This window comes from Streptomyces sp. NPDC007863 (genome assembly GCF_040633895.1).
GTDB lineage: Bacteria > Actinomycetota > Actinomycetes > Streptomycetales > Streptomycetaceae > Streptomyces.
The window spans coordinates 109024-135494 of record NZ_JBEYEI010000003.1 but is presented as its reverse complement, the minus strand read 5'-3'; the positions used below and the strand labels follow the sequence as shown (position 1 = coordinate 135494).

22 protein-coding genes are annotated in these 26471 nt (G+C 71.1%); 5 read left to right on the top strand and 17 right to left on the bottom strand.

Features of this window, described 5'->3' with window-relative positions; genetic code table 11:
* Positions 1 to 107 precede the first annotated feature (107 nt).
* Positions 108 to 1613, top strand: coding sequence for a peptide MFS transporter (locus ABZ621_RS05660; protein ID WP_360601056.1), 1506 nt, complete (start codon positions 108 to 110; stop codon positions 1611 to 1613).
* A gap of 9 nt (positions 1614 to 1622) precedes the next feature.
* Positions 1623 to 3632, top strand: coding sequence for a CocE/NonD family hydrolase (locus ABZ621_RS05655; RefSeq protein WP_360601054.1), 2010 nt, complete (start codon positions 1623 to 1625; stop codon positions 3630 to 3632).
* 32 nt (positions 3633 to 3664) lie between these two features.
* Here the strand turns inward: ABZ621_RS05655 and ABZ621_RS05650 are convergent, their stop codons facing one another.
* Entirely contained in the window at positions 3665 to 4999 is a 1335-nt protein-coding gene (locus ABZ621_RS05650; RefSeq protein WP_360601052.1) for an LAETG motif-containing sortase-dependent surface protein, read from the bottom strand.
* Between the two features lie 286 nt (positions 5000 to 5285).
* Between ABZ621_RS05650 and fahA the strand changes: the two genes are divergently transcribed.
* The gene (fahA, locus tag ABZ621_RS05645) at positions 5286 to 6515 is read left to right on the top strand and encodes a fumarylacetoacetase (protein WP_360601050.1); all 1230 of its coding nucleotides are present in this window, start codon (positions 5286 to 5288) and stop codon (positions 6513 to 6515) included.
* Here fahA and ABZ621_RS05640 read toward each other — a convergent pair whose 3' ends face one another.
* Positions 6516 to 7343 (bottom strand): carbohydrate-binding protein, encoded by an 828-nt coding sequence (locus ABZ621_RS05640; RefSeq protein WP_360601048.1) that lies wholly within the window; start codon positions 7341 to 7343, stop codon positions 6516 to 6518.
* 40 nt (positions 7344 to 7383) lie between these two features.
* Entirely contained in the window at positions 7384 to 8313 is a 930-nt protein-coding gene (locus ABZ621_RS05635; RefSeq protein ID WP_360601046.1) for a helix-turn-helix domain-containing protein, read from the bottom strand.
* A 226-nt stretch (positions 8314 to 8539) separates the two neighbouring features.
* Here ABZ621_RS05635 and ABZ621_RS05630 point away from each other — a divergent pair, with 226 nt between their 5' ends.
* Complete coding sequence (locus ABZ621_RS05630; RefSeq protein ID WP_360601044.1) at positions 8540 to 9103, top strand: hypothetical protein; 564 nt, start codon at positions 8540 to 8542, stop codon at positions 9101 to 9103.
* A gap of 53 nt (positions 9104 to 9156) precedes the next feature.
* On the opposite strand, the gene nuoN is transcribed toward ABZ621_RS05630, so the two are convergent.
* Genes nuoN through ABZ621_RS05560 form a run of 14 tightly spaced genes read right to left on the bottom strand, consistent with a single transcriptional unit; the run spans position 9157 to position 24889 of the window.
* Positions 9157 to 10806 carry an NADH-quinone oxidoreductase subunit NuoN gene (gene nuoN / locus ABZ621_RS05625; protein ID WP_360601042.1) on the bottom strand — a complete coding sequence of 550 codons (1650 nt, stop codon included), beginning with the start codon at positions 10804 to 10806 and terminating at the stop codon, positions 9157 to 9159.
* Positions 10803 to 12389 (bottom strand): NADH-quinone oxidoreductase subunit M, encoded by a 1587-nt coding sequence (locus ABZ621_RS05620; RefSeq protein WP_360601040.1) that lies wholly within the window; start codon positions 12387 to 12389, stop codon positions 10803 to 10805. Before ABZ621_RS05620 ends, nuoN begins: the two co-directional genes overlap by 4 nt.
* Before the next feature lie 5 nt (positions 12390 to 12394).
* On the bottom strand, positions 12395 to 14287 hold the full coding sequence (nuoL, locus tag ABZ621_RS05615) for an NADH-quinone oxidoreductase subunit L (protein WP_360601038.1): 1893 nt from the start codon (positions 14285 to 14287) through the stop codon (positions 12395 to 12397).
* A gap of 11 nt (positions 14288 to 14298) precedes the next feature.
* Entirely contained in the window at positions 14299 to 14598 is a 300-nt protein-coding gene (gene nuoK, locus ABZ621_RS05610) for an NADH-quinone oxidoreductase subunit NuoK (RefSeq protein WP_360601036.1), read from the bottom strand.
* Positions 14595 to 15419, bottom strand: coding sequence for an NADH-quinone oxidoreductase subunit J (locus ABZ621_RS05605; protein ID WP_360601035.1), 825 nt, complete (start codon positions 15417 to 15419; stop codon positions 14595 to 14597). Before ABZ621_RS05605 ends, nuoK begins: the two co-directional genes overlap by 4 nt.
* Positions 15416 to 15994, bottom strand: a complete 579-nt coding sequence (nuoI, locus tag ABZ621_RS05600; RefSeq protein WP_360601033.1) for an NADH-quinone oxidoreductase subunit NuoI — start codon at positions 15992 to 15994, stop codon at positions 15416 to 15418. Before nuoI ends, ABZ621_RS05605 begins: the two co-directional genes overlap by 4 nt.
* Entirely contained in the window at positions 15987 to 17345 is a 1359-nt protein-coding gene (nuoH, locus tag ABZ621_RS05595) for an NADH-quinone oxidoreductase subunit NuoH (protein ID WP_360601031.1), read from the bottom strand. The genes nuoI and nuoH overlap by 8 nt, the downstream gene beginning before the upstream one ends.
* A complete protein-coding gene (locus ABZ621_RS05590) occupies positions 17342 to 19825 on the bottom strand; it encodes an NADH-quinone oxidoreductase subunit G (protein ID WP_360601029.1) in 2484 nt (827 codons plus the stop codon). Before ABZ621_RS05590 ends, nuoH begins: the two co-directional genes overlap by 4 nt.
* Positions 19822 to 21171 carry an NADH-quinone oxidoreductase subunit NuoF gene (nuoF, locus tag ABZ621_RS05585; RefSeq protein ID WP_360601027.1) on the bottom strand — a complete coding sequence of 450 codons (1350 nt, stop codon included), beginning with the start codon at positions 21169 to 21171 and terminating at the stop codon, positions 19822 to 19824. Before nuoF ends, ABZ621_RS05590 begins: the two co-directional genes overlap by 4 nt.
* Positions 21171 to 21914: an NADH-quinone oxidoreductase subunit NuoE gene (gene nuoE / locus ABZ621_RS05580; RefSeq protein WP_360601025.1), complete on the bottom strand. Its 744-nt coding sequence runs from the start codon at positions 21912 to 21914 to the stop codon at positions 21171 to 21173. The genes nuoF and nuoE overlap by 1 nt, the downstream gene beginning before the upstream one ends.
* Positions 21911 to 23233 (bottom strand): NADH-quinone oxidoreductase subunit D, encoded by a 1323-nt coding sequence (locus tag ABZ621_RS05575; RefSeq protein ID WP_360601023.1) that lies wholly within the window; start codon positions 23231 to 23233, stop codon positions 21911 to 21913. The genes nuoE and ABZ621_RS05575 overlap by 4 nt, the downstream gene beginning before the upstream one ends.
* On the bottom strand, positions 23230 to 23961 hold the full coding sequence (locus ABZ621_RS05570; protein ID WP_360601021.1) for an NADH-quinone oxidoreductase subunit C: 732 nt from the start codon (positions 23959 to 23961) through the stop codon (positions 23230 to 23232). The genes ABZ621_RS05575 and ABZ621_RS05570 overlap by 4 nt, the downstream gene beginning before the upstream one ends.
* Complete coding sequence (locus tag ABZ621_RS05565) at positions 23958 to 24512, bottom strand: NADH-quinone oxidoreductase subunit B family protein (RefSeq protein ID WP_355779461.1); 555 nt, start codon at positions 24510 to 24512, stop codon at positions 23958 to 23960. Before ABZ621_RS05565 ends, ABZ621_RS05570 begins: the two co-directional genes overlap by 4 nt.
* Positions 24513 to 24529: 17 nt before the next feature.
* Complete coding sequence (locus ABZ621_RS05560) at positions 24530 to 24889, bottom strand: NADH-quinone oxidoreductase subunit A (RefSeq protein WP_030494815.1); 360 nt, start codon at positions 24887 to 24889, stop codon at positions 24530 to 24532.
* 672 nt (positions 24890 to 25561) lie between these two features.
* On the opposite strand from ABZ621_RS05560, the gene ABZ621_RS05555 reads away from it, so the two are divergent.
* Positions 25562 to 26461: a C40 family peptidase gene (locus ABZ621_RS05555; protein WP_360601018.1), complete on the top strand. Its 900-nt coding sequence runs from the start codon at positions 25562 to 25564 to the stop codon at positions 26459 to 26461.
* The last annotated feature ends 10 nt before the right edge of the window (positions 26462 to 26471 follow it).

The window sequence follows — 26471 nt, the reverse complement described above, 5'->3', positions numbered from 1 at the left end:
TCCATTCACTCAAGCCAGCGTATCCGGTCACGTTTCGATCACCGTGGGCGCCTTCCCGTCACCCCCGGTATGTTCGGGATCAGCTCATACGATCAGGAGTAGGCGTTTTGTCCCGAACAACGATCGACACCGATACGAACGGGGAACAACCGCCCCCCGAGGACGACCGCGCCTTCCTCGGACACCCACGGGGGCTGCTGACCCTGTCGGGCCTGGAGGTCTGGGAGCGCTTCTCCTTCCTGGGCATGCAGGCGATCCTCGTCCTGTACTTCGCCGCGAGCGTGTCGGACGGCGGCCTCGGCATGGCGGCCGGCACCGCCGCCTCCGTCTCCGCCGCCTACGGCACCCTCGTCTACCTGGTCTCGGTGGCCGGCGGCTGGCTCGCCGACCGCATCCTCGGCTCGTACCGGGCGGTCCTGTGGGGCGGCATCCTGATCGCCTGCGGCCATTACTCCATGGCGGTGCCCACCGCCGCCATGACCTGGACGGGCCTCGGCCTGATCAGCGCCGGCACCGGCCTGCTCAAGCCGAACGTCGCCACCATGGTCGGCAAGCTCTACCGCACCGACGACGACCGCCGCGACGCCGGATTCGCGCTCTACTACATGGCGATCAACATCGGCGCCTTCGCCGGACCGCTGATCACCGGCTGGCTCGCCGACCACAAGGGCTACCACTGGGGCTTCTCGGCCGCCGCCATCGGCATGACCCTCGGCCTGGCCCAGTACGTCGCCGGCCGCCGCCACCTCGCCGGGAAGAAGCACGCCGCCGAGTTCCCGCTCGCCCCGGACGCCCTGCGCCGCGCGGTGCTCTACCTGATCGTCGGCGCCGTCGTGGCCGCCGCGGCGGGCGGGGCGCTCGCCGCGGCCGGCTGGCTCACCATGGACCGCTTCGTCGACCTGCTGACCCTGGTCTCGGTGATAGCCCCGGTCGTCTACTTCTGGGTGATGTTCGCCAGCCCCCGGGTCACCGCCGAGGAGCGCGGCCGGCTCAAGCCGTACATCGTGCTCTTCCTGGCCTCGGTCGCCTTCAACTTCATCCTCTTCCAGGCGTACTCCACGATGATGCTGCTCGCCTCCACCAACGCGCGCACCACCATCCTCGGCTTCGACTTCCCGGCGAGCTGGTACGCCTCCGCCCTCGGCGCCTTCGAGGTCGCCCTGGCGCCCGTGGTGGCCGCCGTCTGGGCCCGGATGGGCCCCCGCCAGCCGCACGCCTCCAACAAGATCGCCCTCGGGGTGATCCTCGGCGGCCTCTCCTTCCTCCTGATGGTCCTGCCGACCTCCGGCCACGCGGACGACACGTACCGGATGGCCGCCTGGTGGATCGTCGGCTCCTACCTGCTGCTCGGCCTCGGCGACGTCCTCCTGGAGACCTCCGGCATGTCCGCCACCAGCAAGCTCGCCCCCAAGGCCTTCTCCAGCCAGACCATGTCGCTCTGGTTCCTCTCCCTGGCCCTCGCCAACGGCATCCAGGCCCAGACCGTGAAGCTCTACGACGACGTCTCCAAGCCCGCCTACTTCGGCGTCAACGGCGCCATCGCCGTCGCCGTCGGCCTCGGCGTGATGGCCCTGGCGCCCTGGCTGCGCCGCACGATGCACCCCGTCCACTGAGGTGACCCGATGACGAAGATCCGTACCGACTTCCCGTACGAGACCCGGCACGAGGACCTCCGCATCCCGATGCCGGACGGCACCCCGCTGTACGCGCGCGTGTGGCGGCCGGTCACCGACGAGCCGGTCCCCGCCCTCCTGGAGTACCTCCCCTACCGGCTCACCGACTGGACCGCGCCCCGCGACTGGCAGCGCCACCCCTGGTACGCGGGCCACGGCTACGCCTCCGTACGGGTCGACGTCCGCGGCCACGGCAACAGCGGGGGCCTGCCCGGCGACGAGTACGACGCCACCGAGCTCGCCGACGGCGTCGCCGTCGTGAACTGGCTCGCCGAGCAGGAGTGGTGCACCGGCCGGGTCGGCATGTTCGGCATCTCCTGGGGCGGCTTCAACAGCCTCCAGATCGCCGCCCTCGCCCCCGAGCCGCTGAAGGCGATCGTCACCGTCTGCTCCACCGACGACCGCTACGACAACGACGTCCACTACATGGGCGGCTCGGTCCTCGGCGTCGACATGCACGCCTGGGCCGCCACCATGCTCGCCTTCGTCTGCCGCCCGCCCGACCCCCGGTACGCGGGCGAGGAGTGGCGCGACCTGTGGACACGCCGCCTGGAGGCCGTCGAGCCGTTCGTCCACACCTGGCTCTCCCACCAGACCAGGGACGACTACTGGAGGCACGGCAGCGTCTGCGAGGACTACCCGGCGATCAAGGCCGCCGTCCTCGCCGTCGGCGGCTGGCACGACCCGTACCGCGACACCGTCCTCCGGCTGGTCGAACACCTCCCCCAGGACCGGGTCCGCGGCATCATCGGCCCCTGGTCCCACCAGTACCCCGACCGGGGCCTGCCGCCGGGACCCGCCATCGGCTTCCTCCAGGAGACCCTCCGCTGGTGGGACCACCACCTCAAGGGCGCCGAGAACGACGTCATGGCCGAGCCGCTGCTCCGCTCCTGGATCAGCGAGTCCCACCCGCCGGCCACCGTGTACGAGGAGCTGCCCGGCCGCTGGGTCGCCGACCCGTCCTGGCCGTCCCCGCACGTCGCCCCCGTCACGTACGCCTTCGGCGGCGAGCCCGTCGTCGTCGACTCCCCGCAGCAGACCGGCATCGACGCGGGCCGCTTCTTCCCCTTCGGGAACGACGCCGACCTGCCGCCCGACCAGCGCGACGAGGACGCCCACTCGGCCTGCTTCGACTTCACCGTGCCCGCCGACGGCGAGCCGATCGAGATCCTCGGCCGCCCCCGCGTCGGCCTCCACGTCATGACGCCCGCGCCGACCGGCCAGATCGCCGTCCGGCTCTGCGACATCGCCCCCGACGGCTCCTCCACCCTCGTCACCCGGGGCGCCCTGAACCTCTCCGCCCGCTACGGCCGCGACCGGGCCGTCGACGCGCAGATCGGCGAGTGGGAGAGCTACGACGTCGAGCTGAACGGCATCGGGCACACCTTCCCGCCCGGCCACCGCGTCCGGCTCGCCGTCTCCTCCGCGTACTGGCCGTGGCTCTGGCCCCAGCCCGACGCCGCCGGCTTCACCCTCGACCCCGCCGGCTCCTCCCTCACCCTTCCGGTCCGCGCCCACACGGACGACGCGATCGCCTTCGAAGAACCCGAACAGTCCGCGCCGCTCGGCGTGTCGTCCCCGAAGCCCCTGGAGACCCCGGAGGAGACCCGGCCCGAACGGCTCGTCCTCCGCGACGTCGCCAAGGGCACGTGGACCCTCCAGGTCGACCCGAAGTACGGCGGCACGCGCGTGTACCCGGACGGCCTGGAGTACACCGAGGACGCCGTCGAGACGTACACGATCGCCGAGGACGACCCGCTCTCCGCCCGCACCCGCTCCGAGTGGCACATCCGGCTCCACCGCCCGGAACTCGCCTGGGACGTCACCGTCGACACCCGCTCGGAGATCACCTGCGACGCCGACGCCTTCCACACCTCCGACGAGGTCGTCTGCAAGGAGGGCGGCGAGGTCGTCTTCCACCGCACCTGGGAAAAGCGGATCCCCCGCACGGCGGGCTGAGCCCGGGGCCGTACGGGGGATCGCGACGTTCCTTACGCGTCGGCCTTCCGGCGGCGCGCCACGAACACGGCGCCCGCGCCGAGCACGACGGCCGCACCGGCGGCGGCCAGCTGCGGCAGCGTGTCGTCCGACCCGGTCGCGGCGAGCTGGCCGCCGGTCCCGCCCTGCTGGACCGGCGTGTTCGGCCGCTGCGTCACGACCGGGGCGGCGGTCGACGCGGAGGCGGACGGCGTGGGGGTCGGCGTCGGCGTCGGCGTGGGCGACGGGGTCTGGTTCGGCTCGACGATGTCGAACTCCGCCTTCGCGTAGTCCTCGCTGATGCCGCAGGACTCGTCGTCGTTGAAGTACTCGGAGTTGGCGGAGACGATGCCCTCGCCCTCCGGGGCCGCCGCGTCCACCGTCACGCGCAGCGCGACGTCGACCTTGCCGCCCTCGGCGATCGCGCCCAGGTCGATGGAGCCGTCCCGCGAGGTCAGCTTGTTCCACTCCCCGTCGCCGGTCTTCCACTGGACGGTGAAGTACTTGCCGAGGTTCGGGAACTCCTCGTCGATGTCGTCCCAGGACTCGGGCAGCTGGACGGCGGAGACGACGGAGACCACCGAGTCGAGGTCCCGGTCCGCGGCGTTCTCCACGGTGAGCGAGAAGTCGGCGGTGGACCCGATGGTGAGGGTCTTGGGGCCGGTGAGGGTCGCCTGGACGGACTCGTCCACGACGCACTCCTCGAACTCGCCGTAGTCCTCCCAGAACGCGTCCAGCGCGTCCTCGGCGGCGGTGAGCTCCTTCTCCGCGACCTCAAGGGCCTTCTGGGTCGCGTTGTACGCCGTGGTCAGCGCGACCATGGCGTCGTCGTAGGCCTTGTCCGCCGCCTTGTGGCGCGTGTCCGCGGTCGTCTTGGCCTCGGCGGCCTGCGCGACCTTCGCCTCGGCGGCGGTGACGGCCGCGGCGGCGGCGGTCTTCTGCTCCTCAGTGGCGTTCGCGTCGGCCTCGACCGCGGCCAGGGCCTCCTTCGCCGTGGCCAGCTCGGCCTCGGCGGCCGTCGCGGCCTCGGCCGCCTCGTCGGCGGCGGCCTTCGCGGCGTCCAGTTCGGTCTTCAGGGCCGGGTCGACGGCGTTCGCGTCGACGTCCTTGAGGCGCTGCTCCAGCTCGGCCGTCAGGTCCTCGACCTTCTGCTCGGCGGCGGCGAACGCGGCCTCCAGCCGCTCCAGCTCCGCGTAGTCGGGACCGTCCGGCTCGTCCTGCAGGGCGGTGGCGCCCTTCGGGGCGGCCGGCTTCGGCGTCTCCGCGAAGGCCGGTCCGGCGGAGAGGAGCACGACCGGCGTCGTGACGGCGGCGGCGACGGCGGTCGCGAGCATGCGGCGAATCTTCACGTGCGGACCTTCTCCTGGTCAGGGAAGAGAGAAAGGGGGGCGCGCGCCCGCGGAAGTCCTCACGCGGGGGCGACGCCACCGTGATCGTAGGTCCCCGAAGTGCCCGGCGTCAGGGGCTGTTTCCCCAGCTCGGAGGCGGTACGGAAGCCTCCGGCGGGGCAAACCGTCCGCACCCGGACAGTTGCCCTCTTCCCGGTGACTTTCTCTGTGATCCATGTCATCCGCGCCCGCCGCCCCGCCCCGTAACGTGTCCCTCACCCATCACGCGAAAGCGAGGCACGTACCGATGTCCGAGCACAGCCCGCTCGACCTGGCCGAGGGCGACCCCTTCGGCCCGCACAACCTCCCGTACGGCGTCTTCTCCACCGCCGACGAGCCGGGACGGCGCCGGCTCGGCGTCCGGATCGGCGGGTACGTGCTGGACGCGGGGGCCGCGGCGCACGCGCTGGGGTCGCCGTACGCCTCCCTGCTCGCGCAGCCGAGCCTGAACCCGCTGCTCGCCGCCGGGCGGACCGCCTGGCGGGACGTGCGCCGCGCGCTGACGGCCTGGGTGACGGTCCCGGCCCACCGCGCCGACGTCGAGCCGCTGCTCCACCCGCTGGACGCGGTGACGCTGCACCTGCCGTACGAGGTCGCGGACTACGTGGACTTCTACGCGAGCGAGCACCACGCCACCAACGTGGGCCGCATGTTCCGCCCGGACGGCGAGCCGCTGACGCCCAACTGGAAGCACCTGCCGATCGGTTACCACGGCCGCGCGGGCACGGTCGTCGTCTCGGGCACGGACGTCACGCGCCCGTCCGGGCAGCGGAAGGCGCCCGCCGACGCGGCCCCGGTCTTCGGCCCGTCGGTGAAGCTGGACATCGAGGCGGAGGTCGGCTTCCTCGTCGGCACCCCGTCGGAACTCGGCACGCCCGTGCCGCTCGCCGCCTTCCGGGACCACGTCTTCGGCCTGTCGCTGCTGAACGACTGGTCGGCGCGGGACGTCCAGGCGTGGGAGTACGTGCCGCTCGGCCCGTTCCTCGGCAAGTCCTTCCAGACCTCGGTCTCGGCGTGGGTGACGCCCCTGGAGGCCCTGGACGCGGCCCGTGTCGCGCCGCCGGCCCGGGACTTCCCCCTCCTGCCGTACCTGGACGACGCGGCGGAGGAGGAGCCCGGCGGCTACGACGTGCGGATCACCGTCGAGATCAACGGCGAGGTGGTGGCCGAGCCGCCGTTCTCCACCATGTACTGGACGGCCGCGCAGCAGCTCGCGCACATGACGGTGAACGGCGCCTCCCTGCGCACCGGCGACCTCTACGGCTCCGGCACGGTCTCCGGCCCCGAGGTGGGCCAGCGCGGCTCGCTCCTCGAACTCACCTGGAACGGCCGTGACGTCCTCGAACTCGCGGGCGGCAAGCGGACGTTCCTGGAGGACGGCGACGAGGTCGTGCTGACCGCGTGGGCGCCCGGCCCGGACGGCACCCGGGTGGGCCTGGGCGAGGTCCGGGGCCGGATCGCCCCCGCGGCGTCGTAGCTAGCCGACCCTCCACAGGGCGGGCACGTTCGGCGGCTCCCAGCCGGCCATGGCGGTGTGGGCCTGGAGGCACACGTAGCCCACGCCGCCGTACGTGACCCGGTCCCCGGCCGCGTACGCCCGTCCGGCGGTCCAGGTGCCGCCGGGCGGGGCGGTGGTCGGCGTGGGGGTCGGGGTCGGGGTCGGCCCCGGGTCCTGCGGCACGTCGACGACGAAGTCGAAGGCGGCCTCGCGGCCTCCGCCCGCGTCCCGCACGGTCATGAGCAGCCGCGGGTCGAAGATCGTGTCGGTGTTGTTGCGGGGCTCGTTCGGGAAGTAGAGCTGGGTGGTGAGGACCGGCCGCCCCGGCGCCTGCACCTTCACGTGGAGGTGCCGGGTGCGCCCCGGGTAGAGCCCGGGGACGATGGTGGTGAGCCGGAACGAGCCGTCGGTCCCGGTGAATTGATGCCCTCGGAACCGGAACCCGGTGTTGTCGTACGCCCCGTTGGCGTCGGCCTGCCAGAAGTCGAGGAGCACGCCGGACACCGGCCGGCAGGCCCGCCCGAAGACGTAGCCGCTGACGGTCAGCGGCGTCCCCGGCCCGTCCTTCAGGGCGCTGCGCAGCGGGGAGTCGGGCTTGAAGTACGGGCCCTCCATCTGCGGAATGGTCAGGTCGTCGCCGTCGTCGCACTCGGGCGTGAGCGCGAGGCTCTCGCTCCCGCCGAGCGTCCGGGCGAGCGCCGGAACGCCCATGAGGACGACCGGTGCGGCCATCCCGGCCGCGAGCGCCGCCCGCAGCACGGCCTTGCGTGTGACGTGCCCGGTACCGGTGTTGCTCTCGCTCTCCATGTGCCTGGCTCCTCAGGTGGGGTCTGGGGTCGGCACGAACCTAGGTTCCCCCGGCGCCCGCTTCGATGGACGGAACAGGGCGCTCGTGGTGTTTTCGAAAGCCCCCCGGGCTGACCCCCGTCTCCCTCCGGAAGAACCGGCAGAAATAGGCGGGATCCTCGAACCCCACCCGGGCACCCACCTGCCGCACGGACAGCCCCGTGGCGAGCAGCAGCCGCTGCGCCTCCCGCACCCGCGCCTGCCGCAGCAGGGCGGCGGGGGTCCGCCCGGTGGCGGCCCGCACGACCTCGTTCAGGTGCCCCGGGGTGACCCCGAGCCGCCCCGCGCACTCCCGCACGGACAGTCCGCCGCCGCCGGCGTCGGCCACGATCCGCAGGAACTCCCCGGCCAGCCCGCGCACGGCCGGCCGGACCCCCGCCCCGGCCCCGGCCCCAGGCACCCGCGCGGCCCGCACGAGCAGCACGTGGAGCAGCGACCGCAGCACGCCCGCGAACCCGTCGTCCCCGCCCCGGTACTCCTCGGCGAGCTCCCCCATCAGCAGCGAGGTCCGCTCGTGCGCCGCCCCGTCGAGATCCGCCCAGGGCCGCTCCCCCAGCCGCCGCAGCAGCTCCTCGTCCCCGGCGTCGCCCACCAGGAACTCCGGCGTGAACAGCACGAGCGACCCTTCGAGTCCCCGCACCCCCTCCCACCGGTGCACCTGCCCGGGAAGGATCACCCCGAGCTGCGGCGGCCGCACGTCGTACCGCTCGGCGTCGATGACGTGCACCCCGGTCCCCTCCACGACGTGCACGATCTCGTAGAACGTGTGCCGATGCGGATAGTCCGCCCGCGACATGGGCCCCATCGCGTCGAACCCCCCGGCCGCGAACGGCACCCGGTCGGGCAGCCGCACCTCCAGCCGGTGCACCGGCGGCTCCCCGTCCCGCGGCGCTTCACACGGCACCCCGGGTAAGACGGTGGTTCCACGCACGGAGATCCCCCCCAACAGGTACAGACCATTCGGCCCTCCACCCTCCCACGCGACCCGCACCCTGTCAGGAGGCCCGGAGGTCACCCCCCGTAGCCACTCCGCTGGGTCAGTCCCGGGTGCGGGCGGGGCGGGGGCGTTCGATGCTCCTCGCGGCGGGCTTCGGGGAGGAGCCGCCTCCGAACCGGCGCCCGGTGGGCGCCTTCCCGTCCAGAGGAGTACATCCGTGATGTCCGCACGCCCCCGGGCCCTCAGGGCCGCCTTCGCTCTCGCCGCTTCCGTCGCGCTGGCCCTGGGGGCCGCCGCTCCGGCCGTCTCGGCCGGGCCCGTCGCCCCGGTGGCGGGCGGTGACCACGGGTGGCCGCACCCGGACCTGGCGAAGACGTACGAGGCGACGAAGAAGTACCGGTCCGAGGAGAAGGCGATCGCCGACGGGTTCGAGCGCACCGACGTGTGCGTCGAGGACACGAGCGACGCGAAGCTCGGCGGGATGGGGTACCACTACGTGAACCCCGCCAACATCGGCTCCACCGACCCGACGCGGCCCGCGGCCGTGATCTACGCCGAGGAGCACGGGAGCGGGAAGCGGGAGCTGGTCGCCCTGGAGTGGGTCGTGCCGGACACCGGGCAGCCGGTGCCGCGCGCCTTCGACCGGGACTTCGACGGGCCCGACCCGATCCCGGGGCTCGGGGAGGTGTACTCGCTGCACACGTGGATCTTCAAGAAGAACCCGGCCGGGGTCTTCGCCCCGTACAACCCCCGGGTGCACTGCGGGCCCTGCCCGGAGAAGTAGCGGGTACGCGGAAGGGCCCGGCTCGCCCCCGAGCCGGGCCCCGTCCGTGAGGGTCAGCGTACGAAGACGCTCGCCTGGCTCGCCAGGTCCAGGAAGTACTGCGGCGCGAGGCCGAGGACCAGGGTGACGGCCACGCCCGCCGTGATGGCGACGGTGGTCAGGGCCGAGGGCACGGCGACCGTGGGACCGTCCGCCTTCGGCTCGCTGAAGAACATCAGCACGATCACCCGGATGTAGAAGAAGGCCGCCACCGCCGAGGCGATGACGCCGACCACCACGAGCGCGCCCGCGCCGCCCTCCGCCGCCGCCTTGAAGACCGCGAACTTGCCGGAGAAGCCGGAGGTCAGCGGGATGCCGGCGAAGGCGAGCAGGAAGACCGCGAAGACCGCCGCGACGAGCGGCGAACGGCGGCCCAGGCCCGCCCACTTGGAGAGGTGGGTGGCCTCGCCGCCCGCGTCCCGCACCAGCGTGACGACGGCGAACGCGCCGATCGTCACGAAGGAGTAGGCGCCCAGGTAGAAGAGGACCGACGAGATGCCGCTCGGCGTGGCCGCGATGACGCCCGCGAGCAGGAAGCCCGCGTGGGCGATCGACGAGTACGCGAGCAGGCGCTTGATGTCGGTCTGGGTGATCGCGACCACCGCGCCGCCCAGCATCGTGACGATCGCGACGCCCCACATGACCGGGCGCCAGTCCCAGGTGAGGCCGGGCAGCACCACGTACAGCAGGCGGAGCAGGGCGCCGAAGGCGGCGACCTTGGTGGCGGCGGCCATGAAGCCGGTCACCGGGGTCGGGGCGCCCTGGTAGACGTCCGGCGTCCACATGTGGAAGGGGACGGCGCCGACCTTGAACAGCAGGCCCATGAGGAGCAGGGCGAAGCCGATCAGGAGGAGGACGTCGTTGCCCATGGTGTCGGCGAGCGCCGGGTTCACGGAGGCGACCGCGCCGTCGACGACGTCCGCGATCGCGGCGTACGAGACGGAGCCCGCGTAGCCGTAGAGCAGGGCGATCCCGAAGAGCAGGAAGGCCGAGGAGAAGGCGCCGAGCAGGAAGTACTTGACGGCGGCCTCCTGCGACATCAGCCGCTTGCGGCGGGCGACGGCGCAGAGCAGGTACAGCGGGAGGGAGAAGACCTCCAGGGCGATGAAGAGGGTCAGGAGGTCGTTGGCGGCCGGGAAGACCAGCATGCCGGCGATCGCGAAGAGCGCGAGCGGGAAGACCTCGGTGGTGGTGAAGCCCGCCTTGACGGCGGCCTTCTCGTGGTCGCCGCCGGGCACGGCGGCCGCCTCGGCGGCGAAGGAGTCGACCTTGTGGCCGTGGTCGGCCGGGTCGAGCCTGCGCTCGGCGAAGGTGAGGATCGAGACGATCGAGGCGAGGAGAATGGTGCCCTGGAGGAACAGGGCGGGGCCGTCGACGGCGATGGCGCCCATGGCCGCGATGCCGGCCTTGGTGGTGCCGTAGCCGCCGGCCGCGAGGCCGACGACCGCGGCGAACGCGGCGGCGAGCGCCAGGACCGACAGGAAGACCTGGCTCGCGTAGCGGCCCTTGCGGGGCACGAAGGCCTCGACGAGGACGCCGAGGACGGCCGCGCCGACCACGATCAGGACCGGGGCGAGCTGGGTGTACTCGATCTTCGGTGCCGGGATCTTGTTCAGCGGCTCGGCGGCCGTCGTCCACAGGCTGTGGACAGCGAGGGCGTTCACTTGGCCGCCTCCACGTTCTGGACGGGAACTTCGGGCTGGGGGTCGGTCCGCTGCACGTCCGACATGGTGTGCCGGACCGCCGGGTTCACCACGTCCGTCAGCGGCTTCGGGAAGACGCCGAGGAAGAGCAGGAGGGCGATCAGCGGGGCGACGACGGCGAGCTCGCGCGGCCGCAGGTCGGGCATCGACCGCACCTCCTCCTTCACCGGGCCCGTCATCGTCCGCTGGTAGAGGACGAGGACGTACAGCGCGGCGAGGACGATGCCGGTGGTGGCGACGATCCCGGCCACCGGGTAGCGGGCGAAGGTGCCGACCAGGACCAGGAACTCGCTGACGAACGGCGCGAGTCCGGGCAGCGACAGCGTCGCGAGGCCACCGATCAGGAAGGTGCCGGCGAGGACCGGGGCGACCTTCTGCACACCGCCGTAGTCGGCGATGAGCCGCGAGCCGCGCCGGGAGATCAGGAAGCCGGCGACCAGCATCAGGGCGGCGGTCGAGATGCCGTGGTTGACCATGTAGAGCGTGGCGCCCGACTGGCCCTGGCTGGTCATCGCGAAGATGCCCAGGACGATGAAGCCGAAGTGGGAGATCGACGCGTAGGCGACAAGCCGCTTGATGTCCCGCTGGCCGACCGCGACCAGCGCCCCGTACACGATGCTGATCAGGGCGAGGACGACGATCGCGGGCGTCGCCCACTTCGACGCCTCGGGGAAGAGGCCGAGGCAGAAGCGGAGCATCGCGAAGGTGCCGACCTTGTCGACGACCGCGGTGATGAGGACGGCGACCGGGGCGGTCGCCTCCCCCATCGCGTTCGGCAGCCAGGTGTGCAGCGGCCACAGCGGCGCCTTCACCGCGAAGGCGAAGAAGAAGCCGAGGAAGAGCCACTTCTCCGTCGAACCCGCCATCTCCAGCGAGCCGTTCGCCCGCGCCTCGGCGATCTCGGTGAGCGAGAAGTTCCCCGCGACCACGTACAGGCCGATGACCGCGGCCAGCATGATCAGGCCGCCGACCAGGTTGTACAGCAGGAACTTGACCGCCGCGTACGAGCGCTGCGCCGCCGCGTTCTCGTCGGTGCCGCTGTGCGCGCGGTCGCCGAAGCCGCCGATGAGGAAGTACATCGGGATGAGCATGGCTTCGAAGAGGATGTAGAAGAGGAAGACGTCGGTGGCCTCGAAGGAGAGGATCACCATCGCCTCGACCATGAGGATCAGGGCGAAGAAGCCCTGGGTCGGCCGCCACCGCTTGGACTGCGTCTCCAGCGGGTCGGCGTCGTGCCAGCCGGCCAGGATGACGAACGGGATCAGCAGCGCGGTGAGCGCGATCAGCGCCACCCCGATGCCGTCGACGCCGAGCTCGTACCGCACCCCGAAGTCCCTGATCCAGGAGTGGGACTCGGTGAGCTGGTAGCGGTCGCCGCCGGGCTCGAAGCGGGCGAAGACGATCCCGGCGAGCACCAGGGTGGCCAGCGAGACGAGCAGCGCCAGCCATTTGGCGGCGGTGCGGCGGGCGGCGGGCACGGCGGCGGTGAGGATCGCACCGACCGCCGGTACCGCTGCCGTCGCCGTAAGGAGCGGGAAGGACATAGCAGTTACACCGCCCTCATCAGCAGGGTCGCGGCGATGAGGACCGCCGTACCGCCGAACATGGAGACCGCGTACGAGCGGACGTAGCCGTTCTGGAGCTTGCGCAGCCGGCCGGAGAGCCCGCCGACGCCCGCCGCCGTGCCGTTGACGACGCCGTCCACGAGGCTGTGGTCGACGTAGACCAGCGAGCGGGTCAGGTGGGTGCCGCCGGTGACGAAGACGGCGTGGTTGAAGTCGTCCTGGAGCAGGTCGCGGCGGGCGGCCCGGGTGAGCAGCGAGCCGCGCGGCGCGACCACCGGCACCGGGCGGCGTCCGTACTGGAGGTACGCGAGTCCGACGCCGATCACCATGACGGCGACGGTGGCGGCGGTGACGGCGGCGGCGCTGATCGGCGCGTGGCCGTGCTCGAAGCCGGTGACCGGCTCCAGCCACTCGACGAAGCCGGCGAGCTCGAAGACGGCGCCTCCGGCGACCGACCCGACGGCCAGCAGGACCATGGGGACGACCATGGACTTGGGCGACTCGTGCGGGTGCGGCGGGTTGCCGTCCGCGTCGTCCTGCCAGCGCTTCTCGCCGAAGAAGGTCATCAGCATCACGCGCGTCATGTAGTACGCGGTGATGGCGGCGCCCAGCAGGGTGACCGCGCCGAGGATCCAGCCCTCGGTGCCGCCCTTGGCGAAGGCCGCCTCGATGATCTTGTCCTTGGAGAAGAAGCCGGACAGGCCCGGGAAGCCGATGATGGCGAGGTAGCCGAGGCCGAAGGTGACGAAGGTGACCGGCATGTACTTCCGCAGGCCGCCGTACTTCCGCATGTCGACCTCGTCGTTCATGCCGTGCATGACCGAACCGGCGCCGAGGAAGAGCCCGGCCTTGAAGAAGCCGTGGGTCACCAGGTGCATGATCGCGAAGACGTAGCCGATGGGGCCGAGACCGGCCGCCAGGATCATGTAGCCGATCTGGGACATCGTGGATCCGGCGAGGGCCTTCTTGATGTCGTCCTTCGCGCAACCGACGATCGCACCGAAGAGCAGCGTGACCGCGCCGACGATGGTGACGACGAGCTGCGCGTCCGGCGCCGCGTTGAAGATGTCGGCGGAGCGGACGATCAGGTACACACCGGCGGTGACCATGGTGGCCGCGTGGATGAGGGCCGAGACCGGGGTCGGGCCCTCCATCGCGTCCCCGAGCCAGGACTGCAGCGGCACCTGGGCCGACTTGCCGCAGGCCGCGAGGAGCAGCATCAGGCCGATCGCGGTCAGCTTGCCCTCGGAGGTCTCGCCCGCCGAGGCGAGGACGGGGCCGAAGGCGAAGGTGCCGAAGGTGGTGAACATCAGCATGATCGCGATCGACAGGCCCATGTCGCCGACCCTGTTGACCAGGAAGGCCTTCTTCGCGGCGGTCGCCGCGCTGGGCTTGTGCTGCCAGAAGCCGATGAGGAGGTACGAGGCGAGGCCGACGCCCTCCCAGCCGAAGTACAGCAGCAGGTAGTTGTCCGCCAGCACGAGCAGCAGCATCGCCGCGACGAACAGGTTCAGGTAGCCGAAGAAGCGGCGGCGCCGCTCGTCGTGCTCCATGTACCCGATCGAGTACACGTGGATGAGCGTGCCCACGCCCGTGATCAGCAGGACGAAGGTCATCGACAGCTGGTCGAGCTGGAAGGCGATGTCCGCCTGGAAGCCCTCGACGGGGATCCAGGAGAACAGGTGCTGGTGCATCGCCCGGTCCTCGGCGCCCTTGCCGAGCATGTCGGCGAAGAGCGCGAGGCCGATGACGAAGGAGACGGCCGCGAGGAGCGTGCCGAGCCAGTGCCCGGTCTTGTCGAGCCGGCGGCCGCCGCACAGCAGGACGGCCGCTCCGAGCAGGGGCGCCGCGATGAGCAGCGCAATCAGGTTGTCCACGGTTCAGCCCCTCACAGCTTCATCAGGCTGGCGTCGTCGACCGAGGCCGAATGGCGGGATCGGAAGACGGACACGATGATCGCGAGCCCGACGACGACCTCCGCGGCGGCCACGACCATCGTGAAGAAGGCGATGATCTGGCCGTCGAGGTTGCCGTGCATGCGGGAGAAGGTGACGAACGCGAGGTTGCAGGCGTTGAGCATCAGCTCCACGCACATGAAGACCACGATCGCGTTCCGCCGGATGAGCACCCCGACCGCACCGATGGTAAACAACAGGGCGGAGAGGTACAGGTAGTTGACGGGATTCACCGGTGGGCCTCCTCTTCGTCCCGGTCGCGTCCGAGCCGCTCCTCGGAGCGCTGCTCCAGGGCCTTGAGGTCGGCGAGCGCCTCCGTCGACACGTCCCGCACCTGGCCCCGCTTGCGCAGGGTCGAGATGACGGTGAGCTCGGACGGGGTGCCGTCGGGCAGCAGACCCGCGATGTCCACGGCGTTGTGCCGGGCGTAGACGCCGGGGGCGGGCAGCGGCGGCAGGTGCTTGCCGTCGCGCACGCGCTGCTCGGCCAGCTCGCGCTGGGTCCTGGCGCGCTCGGTGCGCTCCCGGTGGGTGAGGAGCATCGCGCCGACGGAGGCGGTGATCAGCAGGGCGCCGGTGATCTCGAAGGCGAAGACGTACTTGGTGAAGATGAGGGCGGCGAGGCCCTCCACGTTCCCCCCGTGGGCCGCGTTGGCCGCGCCGAGGCCGGCGAACTCGGTCAGCGCCGCGTTCCCGATCCCGGCGAAGAGCAGGACTCCGAAGCCGAGGCCGCAGGCGGCGGCCCACCAGCGCTGGCCCTTGATGGTCTCCTTCAGCGAGTCCGCGGCCGTGACGCCGACCAGCATGACGACGAAGAGGAAGAGCATCATGATCGCGCCGGTGTAGACGACGATCTGCACGACGCCGAGGAAGTACGCGCCGTTGGCCAGGTAGAAGACCGCGAGGACGATCATCGTGCCGGCCAGGCACAGGGCGCTGTGCACGGCCTTCTTCATGAGGATGGTGCACAGCGCGCCGACGACGGCGACGGTGCCGAGCACCCAGAACTGGAACGCCTCGCCCGAGGAGGTGGCGTAGGCGGCGAGCGCGCTCATGCCTCCGCCCCTTCCGGTTCGGTCTTCTCGCCCTGGGAGACGGCGACCTGGCGCTCGGTGCCGGGCGCGGCCTCGGTGACCAGGCCCCGGTAGTAGTCCTGCTCGGTCATGCCGGGGAAGATCGCGTGCGGGGTGTCGACCATCTGCTCGTCGAGGCCCGCGAGGAGCTGTTCCTTGGTGTAGATCAGGTTCTCGCGGGAGGAGTCGGCCAGTTCGAACTCGTTGGTCATCGTCAGCGCGCGCGTGGGGCACGCCTCGATGCACAGCCCGCACAGGATGCAGCGGGCGTAGTTGATCTGGTAGACGCGGCCGTACCGCTCGCCGGGCGAGTAGCGCTCCTCGTCCGTGTTGTCCGCGCCCTCCACGTAGATGGCGTCGGCGGGGCAGGCCCAGGCGCACAGCTCGCAGCCGACGCACTTCTCCAGGCCGTCCGGGTGGCGGTTGAGCTGGTGCCGGCCGTGGAAGCGGGGTGCCGTCGTCTTCTTCTGCTCGGGGTACTGCTCGGTCAGCCGCTTCTTGAACATGGCCTTGAAGGTCACGCCGAAGCCGGCCACCGGATTCTGGAAGTCAGACACGGTCCGTCCCCCTTTCGTCACTCTCGGTAGCAGTATCGGGGCCACCACTGACAACGAGGTCCCGCTGGTGTCGGGACCTGCGCCGGGGCACGGGCGGCAGGGACTGTCCGGGCTTGGGCGGTACGGGGAACCCGCCGGCCATCGGGTCGAAGGCGACCCGCTCGGCCTCGCCCGCCGCCTCCTCCTTCTTCCGGTCGCGGAAGAGGTCGGCGACGAAGGAGAGCAGCAGCACCACGAGGACGGCACCGGCCACGTACAGCACGATGTTCGTGAAGGCGATGTTCTCGTTGCGCAGCGCCCGGACGGTGGCGACCAGCATCAGCCAGACCACGGAGACCGGGATGAGCACCTTCCAGCCGAGCTTCATCAGCTGGTCGTAGCGGACGCGGGGCAGGGTGCCGCGGAGCCAGATGAAGAAGAAGAGCAGCAGCTGCACCTTGAGGACGAACCACAGCATGGGCCACCAGCCGTGGTTGGCGCCCTCCCAGAAGGTGGAGACCGGGTACGGGGCCCGCCAGCCGCCCAGGAAGAGCGTCACCGACACGGCGGAGACCGTCACCATGTTCACGTACTCGGCGAGCATGAACATCGCGAACTTGATGGACGAGTACTCGGTGTTGAAGCCGCCGACGAGGTCGCCCTCGGACTCCGGCATGTCGAAGGGGGCGCGGTTCGTCTCGCCGACCATCGTCACGATGTAGATGAGGAACGACACCGGCAGCAGGATGACGAACCAGCGGTCCTGCTGGGCCTCGACGATCGCCGAGGTCGACATGGACCCGGAGTAGAGGAACACGGAGGCGAACGCGGCGCCCATGGCGATCTCGTACGAGATCATCTGCGCGCAGGAGCGGAGGCCGCCGAGGAGCGGGTACGTCGAGCCCGACGACCAGCCGGCGAGGACGATGCCGTAGATGCCGACGGAGGCGACCGCGAGGATGTACAGCATCGCGATCGGCAGGTCGGTGAGCTGCATCGTGGTGCGCTGGCCGAAGATCGACACCTCGTTGCCGGCCGGCCCGAAGGGGATCACGGCGATCGCCATGAAGGCGGGGATGGCGGCGACGATCGGGGCCAGGACGTAGACGACCTTGTCGGCCCGCTTGACGATCACGTCCTCCTTCAGCATCAGCTTGACGCCGTCCGCGAGGGACTGGAGGAGGCCCCAGGGGCCGTGCCGGTTGGGGCCGATGCGCAGCTGCATCCAGGCGACGACCTTGCGCTCCCACACGATGGAGAAGAGCACGGTCACCATCAGGAACGCGAAGCAGAAGACGGCCTTGACCGCGACGAGCCACCAGGGGTCCGTCCCGAACATGGACAGGTCCTCGGCGGCGAGGAGGGTGTTCACGCCTGCACCTCCGTCGACGTGGCGGCCGGGCCGATGCGGACCAGGTCGCCGGGGTGGGCGCCGGTGTCGGCGAGGACGCCGTGGCCGGTGGAGTTCAGCGGGAGCCAGACGACGCGGTCGGGCATCTCGGTGACCTGGAGGGGGAAGGTGACGGAGCCCGCGGGGCCGGTGACCTGCAGGAGGTCGCCGTCCTTGACGCCGGTGTCGGCGGCGGTGCCGGCGGAGAGCCGGGCGACCGCCGCGTGGCGGGTGCCGGCCAGGGCGGTGTCGCCCTCCTGGAGGCGGCCGAGGTCGAGGAGCAGCCGGTGGCCGGCGAGGACGGCCTCGCCGTCGCCGGGCCGGGGGGCCGGGACCGCGTGGGCGGTGGGCTCGGAGGCCCGCTCCCCGGCGCGGCTGCCGAGCCGGTCCAGCTCGCGCCGGGCCGCCTTCAGGTCGGGCAGGGCGAGGTGGGCGTCCATGGCGTCGGCGAGCATGTGGAGCACGCGCGCGTCGCCGGGGGCGAGCGGGCGGGTCATCTGCTCCGGCTTGAGCGCGGCCTCGAACATCCGGGCCCTGCCCTCCCAGTTGAGGAAGGTGCCGGACTTCTCGGCGACCGCGGCGACCGGCAGGACGACGTCGGCGCGCTCGGTGACGGCGCCGGGGCGCAGTTCGAGGGAGACGACGAAGGCCGCGTCGAGCGCTTCACGCGCGCGTGCCGGGTCGGGCAGGTCGTCGGCGTCGACGCCGCCGACGAGCAGCGCGGCGAGTTCGCCGGAGGCGGCCGCCTCGACGATCTGGCCGGTGTCGCGGCCGTAGCCGTGCGGGAGTTCGCGGACGCCCCAGGCGGCGGCGACCTCCTCACGCGCGCGTGGGTCGGTCGCCGGCCGGCCGCCGGGCAGCAGGCCGGGCAGCGCCCCGGCCTCGATGGCGCCGCGCTCGCCGGCCCGGCGCGGGATCCACACGAGCTGCGCGCCGGTGGCGGCGGAGGCCCGCAGGGCGGCGGTGAGCGCGCCGGGCACGCCGGCGAGCCGCTCGCCGACGGCGATGACGGCGCCCTCCTCGCGGAGGGCCTCGGAGGCGGCCCAGCCGTCGGCGTCGAGGCCGACGCGGGAGGTGAGGGCGTCGAGCCACTCGGTCTCGGTGCCGGGGGCGGCGGGCAGCAGGGTGCCGCCGGCCTTCTCCAGGCCCCGGGTGGCGTGGGTGGCGACGGCGTACGTCCTCTGCCCGTGCTTGCGCCAGGCCTTGCGGAGCCGCAGGAAGACGCCGGGGGCCTCCTCCTCGGACTCCAGGCCGACGAGCAGCACCATCGGCGCGGCTTCGAGCGAGGTGTACGTGACGCCCGACCCGTCCAGGTCCCGTCCCCGTCCGGCGACGTACGAGGCGAGGAAGTCGGCCTCCTCGCCGGAGTGGATCCGGGCGCGGAAGTCGATGTCGTTGGTGTCGAGGGCGACGCGGGCGAACTTGGCGTAGGCGTAGGCGTCCTCGACGGTGAGCCGGCCGCCGGCGAGGACGCCGGTGCGGCCGCGGACGAGACCGCGGGCGGCGGCCTCCAGGGCCTCGGGCCAGGACGCGGGTTCGAGGACGCCCTGCGCGTTCCGCACGAGGGGGGTCGTCAGCCGGTCGCGCTGCTGCGCGTACCGGAAGCCGAACCGGCCCTTGTCGCAGATCCACTCCTCGTTGACCTCGGGCTCGTTCTGCGCGAGGCGGCGCATGACCTTGCCGCGCCGGTGGTCGGTGCGGGTGGCGCAGCCGCCGGCGCAGTGCTCGCACACCGACGGCGAGGAGACCAGGTCGAAGGGGCGGGAGCGGAAGCGGTACGCCGCCGAGGTGAGCGCGCCGACCGGGCAGATCTGGATGGTGTTGCCGGAGAAGTACGACTCGAAGGGGTCGCCCTCGCCGGTGCCGACCTGCTGGAGGGCGCCGCGCTCGATCAGCTCGATCATCGGGTCGCCGGCGACCTGGTTGGAGAAGCGCGTGCAGCGGGCGCAGAGCACGCACCGCTCGCGGTCGAGCAGCACCTGGGTGGAGATCGGGACCGGCTTCTCGTAGGTCCGCTTGACGCCCTCGAAGCGGGAGTCGGACTGTCCGTGGGACATGGCCTGGTTCTGCAGGGGGCACTCGCCGCCCTTGTCGCAGACCGGGCAGTCCAGCGGGTGGTTGATGAGCAGCAGCTCCATCACGCCGTGCTGGGCCTTCTCGGCGACCGGCGAGGTCAGCTGCGACCGGACGACCATGCCGTCGGTGCAGGTGATGGTGCAGGAGGCCATCGGCTTGCGCTGGCCCTCGACCTCGACGATGCACTGGCGGCAGGCGCCGGCGGGGTCGAGGAGGGGGTGGTCGCAGAAGCGGGGGATCTCGATGCCGAGCTGTTCGGCGGCGCGGATGACCAGGGTCCCCTTGGGGACGGAGATCTCGACGCCGTCGATGGTCAGCGTCACGAGGTCTTCCGGCGGTACGGCCGGGGAGCCGCCGCCCGCCGGGGTGGACGCGGTGACGGTCATGCGGTCACCTCCTTGTGGTTGTCCGCCCAGGCGGTCGACTTGGCCGGGTCGAAGGGGCAGCCCTTGCCCGTGATGTGCTGCTCGTACTCCTCGCGGAAGTACTTCAGCGAGGAGAAGATCGGCGAGGCGGCGCCGTCGCCGAGGGCGCAGAACGACTTCCCGTTGATGTTGTCGGCGATGTCGTTCAGCTTGTCGAGGTCGGACATGACGCCCTTGCCGGCCTCGATGTCGCGCAGGAGCTGGACGAGCCAGTAGGTGCCCTCGCGGCAGGGGGTGCACTTGCCGCAGGACTCGTGGGCGTAGAACTCGGTCCAGCGGGTGACGGCCCGGACGACGCAGGTGGTCTCGTCGAAGCACTGCAGGGCCTTGGTGCCGAGCATGGACCCGGCGGCGCCGACGCCCTCGTAGTCGAGCGGCACGTCGAGGTGCTCGTCGGTGAACATGGGGGTGGAGGAGCCGCCGGGGGTCCAGAACTTGAGCCGGTGCCCGGCGCGCATGCCGCCGCTCATGTCGAGGAGCTGGCGCAGGGTGATGCCGAGGGGGGCCTCGTACTGGCCGGGCGAGGTGACGTGCCCGCTCAGCGAGTAGAGCGTGAAGCCGGGGGACTTCTCGCTGCCCATCGAGGTGAACCATTCCTTGCCGCGCTGGAGGATCGCGGGAACGGAGGCGATGGACTCGACGTTGTTCACCACGGTGGGGCAGGCGTAGAGACCGGCGACCGCGGGGAAGGGGGGCCGGAGCCGGGGCTGGCCGCGGCGGCCTTCGAGGGAGTCGAGGAGGGCGGTCTCCTCGCCGCAGATGTACGCGCCGGCGCCGGCGTGCACGGTGAGTTCGAGGTTCAGTCCGCTGCCGAGGATGTTCCGGCCGAGGTAGCCGGCGGCGTACGCCTCGCGGACCGCCTCGTGGAGGCGGCGCAGGACGGGGACGACCTCGCCGCGCAGGTAGATGAACGCGTGCTCGGAGCGGATCGCGTAGCAGGCGATGATCATTCCCTCGATGAGGGAGTGCGGGTTGGCGAAGAGGAGGGGGATGTCCTTGCAGGTGCCGGGCTCGGACTCGTCGGCGTTGACGACGAGGTAGTGCGGCTTGCCGTCGCCCTGCGGGATGAACTGCCACTTCATGCCGGTGGGGAAGCCGGCGCCGCCACGTCCGCGGAGCCCGGATTCCTTCACGTACGCGATGAGGTCGTCGGGACTCATGGCGAGCGCGCGCCGGAGGCCCTGGTAGCCCTCGTGGCGTTCGTACGTCTCCAGCGTCCAGGAGTCGGGCTGGTCCCAGAAGGCGGAGAGGACCGGGGCGAGCAGCTTCTCGGGGCTGCTGGAGTTGATCTCGGCGGCCAAGGTCATCACTCTCCCTCCTGACCGGCTGCTTCGCCGCGCGGGTGGACGATCCGGGTCTGCTGCGGGGTCTCGCCCTTGGCCAGCCGGAGGCCGACGAGGGAGGCGGGGCCGGCGCCGCCGGTGGCCTCGACGGCGCCGGGGCGCTCGTCGGGGAAGCCGGCGAGGATGCGGGCGGTCTCCTTGAAGGTGCACAGGGGGGCGCCGCGGGTGGGTTCGACGGTGCGGCCCGCGCGGAGGTCGTCGACCATCTTCTTGGCCGACTCGGGCGTCTGGTTGTCGAAGAACTCCCAGTTGACCATCACCACGGGGGCGAAGTCGCAGGCCGCGTTGCACTCGATGTGTTCGAGCGTGACCTTCCCGTCCTCCGTGGTCTCGTTGTTGCCCACGCCGAGGTGCTCCTTGAGCTCCTCGAAGATGGCGTCGCCGCCCATGACCGCGCAGAGGGTGTTGGTGCAGACGCCGACCTGGTAGTCGCCGGACGGCTTGCGGCGGTACATCGTGTAGAAGGTGGCGACGGCGGTGACCTCGGCGGTGGTCAGGCCGAGCGTGTCGGCGCAGAAGGCCATGCCGGTGCGGGTCACGTGGCCCTCCTCCGACTGCACGAGGTGCAGCATCGGCAGGAGCGCGGAGCGGGAGTCCGGGTAGCGGTCGATGATCGCCTTCGCGTCCGCGGTCAGACGGGCGTGGACGTCCGCCGGGTACGGGGCCGCGGGGAGCTGGGGCATCCCGAGGCTGACGTTCTCCGTCATCGGTCGACGCCTCCCATCACGGGGTCGATGGAGGCGACGGCGACGATGACGTCGGCGACCTGGCCGCCCTCGCACATCGCGGCCATGGCCTGGAGGTTGGTGAAGGACGGGTCGCGGAAGTGGACGCGGAAGGGGCGGGTGCCGCCGTCGGAGACCACGTGCACGCCGAGCTCGCCCTTGGGGGACTCGACGGCCGCGTACGCCTGGCCGGCCGGGACCCGGAAGCCCTCGGTGACCAGCTTGAAGTGGTGGATCAGGGCCTCCATGGAGGTGCCCATGATCTTCTTGATGTGGTCGAGGGAGTTGCCGAGGCCGTCGGGGCCGAGGGCGAGCTGCGCGGGCCAGGCGATCTTCTTGTCGCCGACCATGACCGGTCCGGGCTCCAGCCGGTCGAGGCACTGCTCGACGATCCGCAGCGACTGGCGCATCTCCTCCAGGCGGACGAGGAAGCGGCCGTAGGCGTCGCAGCTGTCGGCGGTGGGGACCTCGAAGTCGTAGTTCTCGTAGCCGCAGTACGGGTCGGTCTTCCGCAGGTCGTGCGGGAGGCCCGCCGACCGGAGGATCGGTCCGGTGGCGCCGAGGGCCATGCAGCCGGTGAGGTCGAGGTAGCCGACGTCCTGCATGCGGGCCTTGAAGATGGGGTTGCCGGTGGCGAGCTTGTCGTACTCCGGCAGGTTCTTCTTCAGGGTCTTCACGACCTCGCGCACGGCGTCGACGCCACCGGGCGGGAGGTCCTGGGCGAGGCCGCCGGGCCGGATGTAGGCGTGGTTCATGCGCAGGCCGGTGATCAGCTCGTACAGGTCCAGGATCAGCTCGCGGTCCCGGAAGCCGTAGATCATGATCGTCGTGGCGCCGAGCTCCATGCCGCCGGTGGCGATGCACACCAGGTGCGAGGAGAGCCGGTTGAGCTCCATGAGGAGGACCCGGATGACGCTGGCCCGGTCGGGGATGTCGTCGGTGATGCCGAGCAGCTTCTCCACGCCGAGGCAGTACGCCGTCTCGTTGTAGAACGAGGTGAGGTAGTCCATGCGCGTGACGAAGGTGGTGCCCTGCGTCCAGGTCCGGTATTCGAGGTTCTTCTCGATGCCGGTGTGGAGGTAGCCGATGCCGCAGCGGGCCTCGGTGACGGTCTCGCCGTCGATCTCCAGGATGAGCCGCAGCACGCCGTGGGTGGAGGGGTGCTGGGGGCCCATGTTGACGACGATCCGCTCGTCGTCGGCCTTGGCCGCGGACTGGACGACCTCGTCCCAGTCGCCTCCGGTGACCGTGTAGACGGCGCCTTCGGTCGTGTCGCGGGGGCTGGATGCTGTGCTGTTCACGAGTACGACCTCCGCTGGTCCGGAGCCGGGATCTGGGCGCCCTTGTACTCGACGGCGATGCCGCCGAGGGGGTAGTCCTTGCGCTGCGGGTGGCCCTGCCAGTCGTCCGGCATCATGATCCGGGTGAGGGCCTGGTGGCCTTCGAAGACGATCCCGAAGAAGTCGTACGTCTCCCGCTCGTGCCAGTCGTTCGTCGGGTAGACGTCCGTCAGCGAGGGGATCCGCGGGTCGTGGTCGGGGGCCGAGACCTCCAGGCGGATCAGCCGCCCGTGGGTGAGCGAGCGCAGGTGGTAGACGGCGTGCAGCTCGCGGCCCTTGTCGCCCGGGTAGTGGACGCCGGAGACGCCGGTACAGAGCTCGAAGCGGAGCGCCGGGTCGTCGCGCAGGGTGCGGGCCACGCGGACGAGGTGCTCGCGCTCGATGTGGAAGGTGAGCTCGCCGCGGTCGACGACCGTCTTCTCGATGGCGTTCCCGGGGACGAGCCCCTGCTCCTCCAGGGCGCCTTCGAGTTCGTCGGCGACCTCGTCGAACCAGCCGCCGTAGGGGCGGGCGGCGGGGCCGGGGAGGCGGATGGAGCGGACGAGGCCGCCGTAGCCGGAGGTGTCGCCGCCGTTGTTCGCGCCGAACATGCCGCGCTGGAGCCGTACCTCCTCCCCGTGCTCACCGCGCTGTCCGGGCAGGTTCTGCTCGGACAGCTCCTTCTCGGGGTTCGGGGTTTCGTCGCTCAACGGAGCAGACCCTTCATCTCGATGGTCGGCAGCGCCTTGAGCGCCGCCTCCTCCGCCTCGCGGGCCGCCTCCTCGGCGTTCACGCCGAGCTTGGACGTCTGGATCTTCTGGTGGAGCTTGAGGATCGCGTCCATCAGCATCTCGGGGCGCGGCGGGCAGCCGGGCAGGTAGATGTCGACCGGCACGATGTGGTCGACGCCCTGCACGATGGCGTAGTTGTTGAACATGCCGCCCGACGAGGCGCAGACGCCCATGGAGATGACCCACTTGGGGTCGGGCATCTGGTCGTAGACCTGCCGCAGGACGGGCGCCATCTTCTGGCTGACCCGGCCGGCGACGATCATGAGGTCGGCCTGGCGCGGGGAGCCGCGGAAGACCTCCATGCCGAAGCGGGCGAGGTCGTAGCGGCCGGCGCCGGTCGTCATCATCTCGATGGCGCAGCAGGCGAGGCCGAAGGTCGCGGGGAAGACGGATGACTTCCGGACCCAGCCCGCGGCCTGCTCGACGGTGGTCAGCAGAAAACCGCTGGGCAGCTTCTCTTCGAGTCCCATGGGTGCTCCTCAGCCCCTCAGTCCCATTCCAGGCCGCCGCGCCGCCACACGTAGGCGTAGGCGACGAAGACGGTGAGCACGAAGAGCAGCATCTCCACGAGCCCGAAAAGCCCCAGGGCGTCGAAGGTGACGGCCCAGGGGTAGAGGAAGACGATCTCGATGTCGAAGACGATGAAGAGCATCGCCGTCAGGTAGTACTTGATGGGGAAGCGGCCGCCGCCTGCGGGCGTGGGTGTCGGCTCGATGCCGCACTCGTACGCCTCAAGTTTTGCCCTGTTGTACCGCTTTGGACCGATTAGCGTGGCCATGACCACGGAGAAGATCGCAAACCCCGCACCCAGGGCACCGAGCACGAGGATGGGCGCGTACGCATTCACGCTCCTCGCTCCTTCCAGTCGTCCTTGACCGTTGGACCGCACCGTCGGGTCCCTCGAAAGATCGCCCCCATGTGAGGCAGTTCACAAGCCCGACGTCCGCGTATCTTAAGCCCGCCCCTCTGTGATCTGCGACACGGGGGTCGCCAACGGATTTGTGATCTCTACCACCTGACGAAGGATCATGAAGTCGTACGAGCGGTGATCTTGTCGCGTGAAGCGCCCAGGTGATCACCAGGTGTGACATTCGGACCGGAAATCGCTGGTCGGAGGGGGTGGCGCTCTATCAAGGCGTGAGCCCTACAGGCAAATTGGCAGTGGACGCATCCGGGTGATATAGGCATCCGCGTCGCCCGTCCGAGGGGCCGGCGGGACCGAAGTGGACGCCTCGACTCCGTGTGCATGCGTTCACGAGACGGAGATGTGACCTGCGTCACGCTGCCTGGACCCGAAAAGAACAGGGCTTGGCCATCGGCGTGAAGAGGTGGTAAGCGAAGGGCAATTCGGGCATCTCATTGAAAACCCATGATCAAGGGCACAATGAGCCGTGCCCGAATTGCCCGTTACGGCGTCAATAAGGGCGACGGGGAACCGGATTGGAAGGTTCCGGTCGTAACTGTGGCGCAACCCACGTTTCTTGAAGGGAACCGTGAAGCCCTGATAGCGGTTGTACCCATGTCCCAGACCGCTCACATACCCAGCCACCGGAAGCCCCGCCGCAGCGCCTCGAAGCTCGCGCTCCGCGCCGGAGTTGCCGGTGGCGTCCTCAGCACCATCGCGGTGGCCGGTGCTGCCGGACCGGCGAATGCCGAGCCGGTGACCGAGACCATCGAGATGCCCACGCTGGGGTCGCTCGGCACCGACCTCGCCAGCGCCGTGGCCGCCTCCGCCGAGGCCTCCGAGCAGGAGGCCCTCGACCAGAGCCTGGAGGCCCAGGAGGCCGCCGCCCTGGAGAAGGCCGCCAAGGACGCCAAGAAGGCCAAGGCCGAGGCGGACCGCAAGGCCGAGGCCGAGCGCGCCGAGAAGGCCCGCAAGGAGGCCGAGGCGAAGGCGGAGGCCGAGCGCGCCGCCGCCGAGGCCCGCGCCGAGGCCCGGGCCCGCGCCTCGCGCGACGCCGCCCGCACCCAGCTGACCGCCACCTCGGCGTCGGACTCCTCCTCGGACTCGGACTCCTCGTCGTCCTCGTCGGCGTCCTCCTCCGAGTCGACCCAGGTCGCTTCCGGCTCCGCCGCCGCCATCGTCGCCTTCGCCAAGGCACAGGTCGGCGACGCGTACGTCTCCGGCGGCACCGGCCCCAACTCCTGGGACTGCTCCGGCCTCGTCCAGGCCGCCTACCGCGCGGCCGGCATCGACCTGCCCCGCATCTCGTACTCGCAGTCGAGCATGGGCACGTCCGTCTCCCTGAGCAACCTCCAGCCGGGCGACATCCTCTACTGGGGCAGCCGCAGCGGCTCGTACCACGTCGCCATCTACGTCGGCGGCGGCAAGTACGTCGGCGCGCAGAACCCGTCCACGGGCGTCGTCGAGCGCTCCCTGGACTGGGACACGCCGTCGGGCGCCGTCCGCATCCTCTGATCCCCGCGAT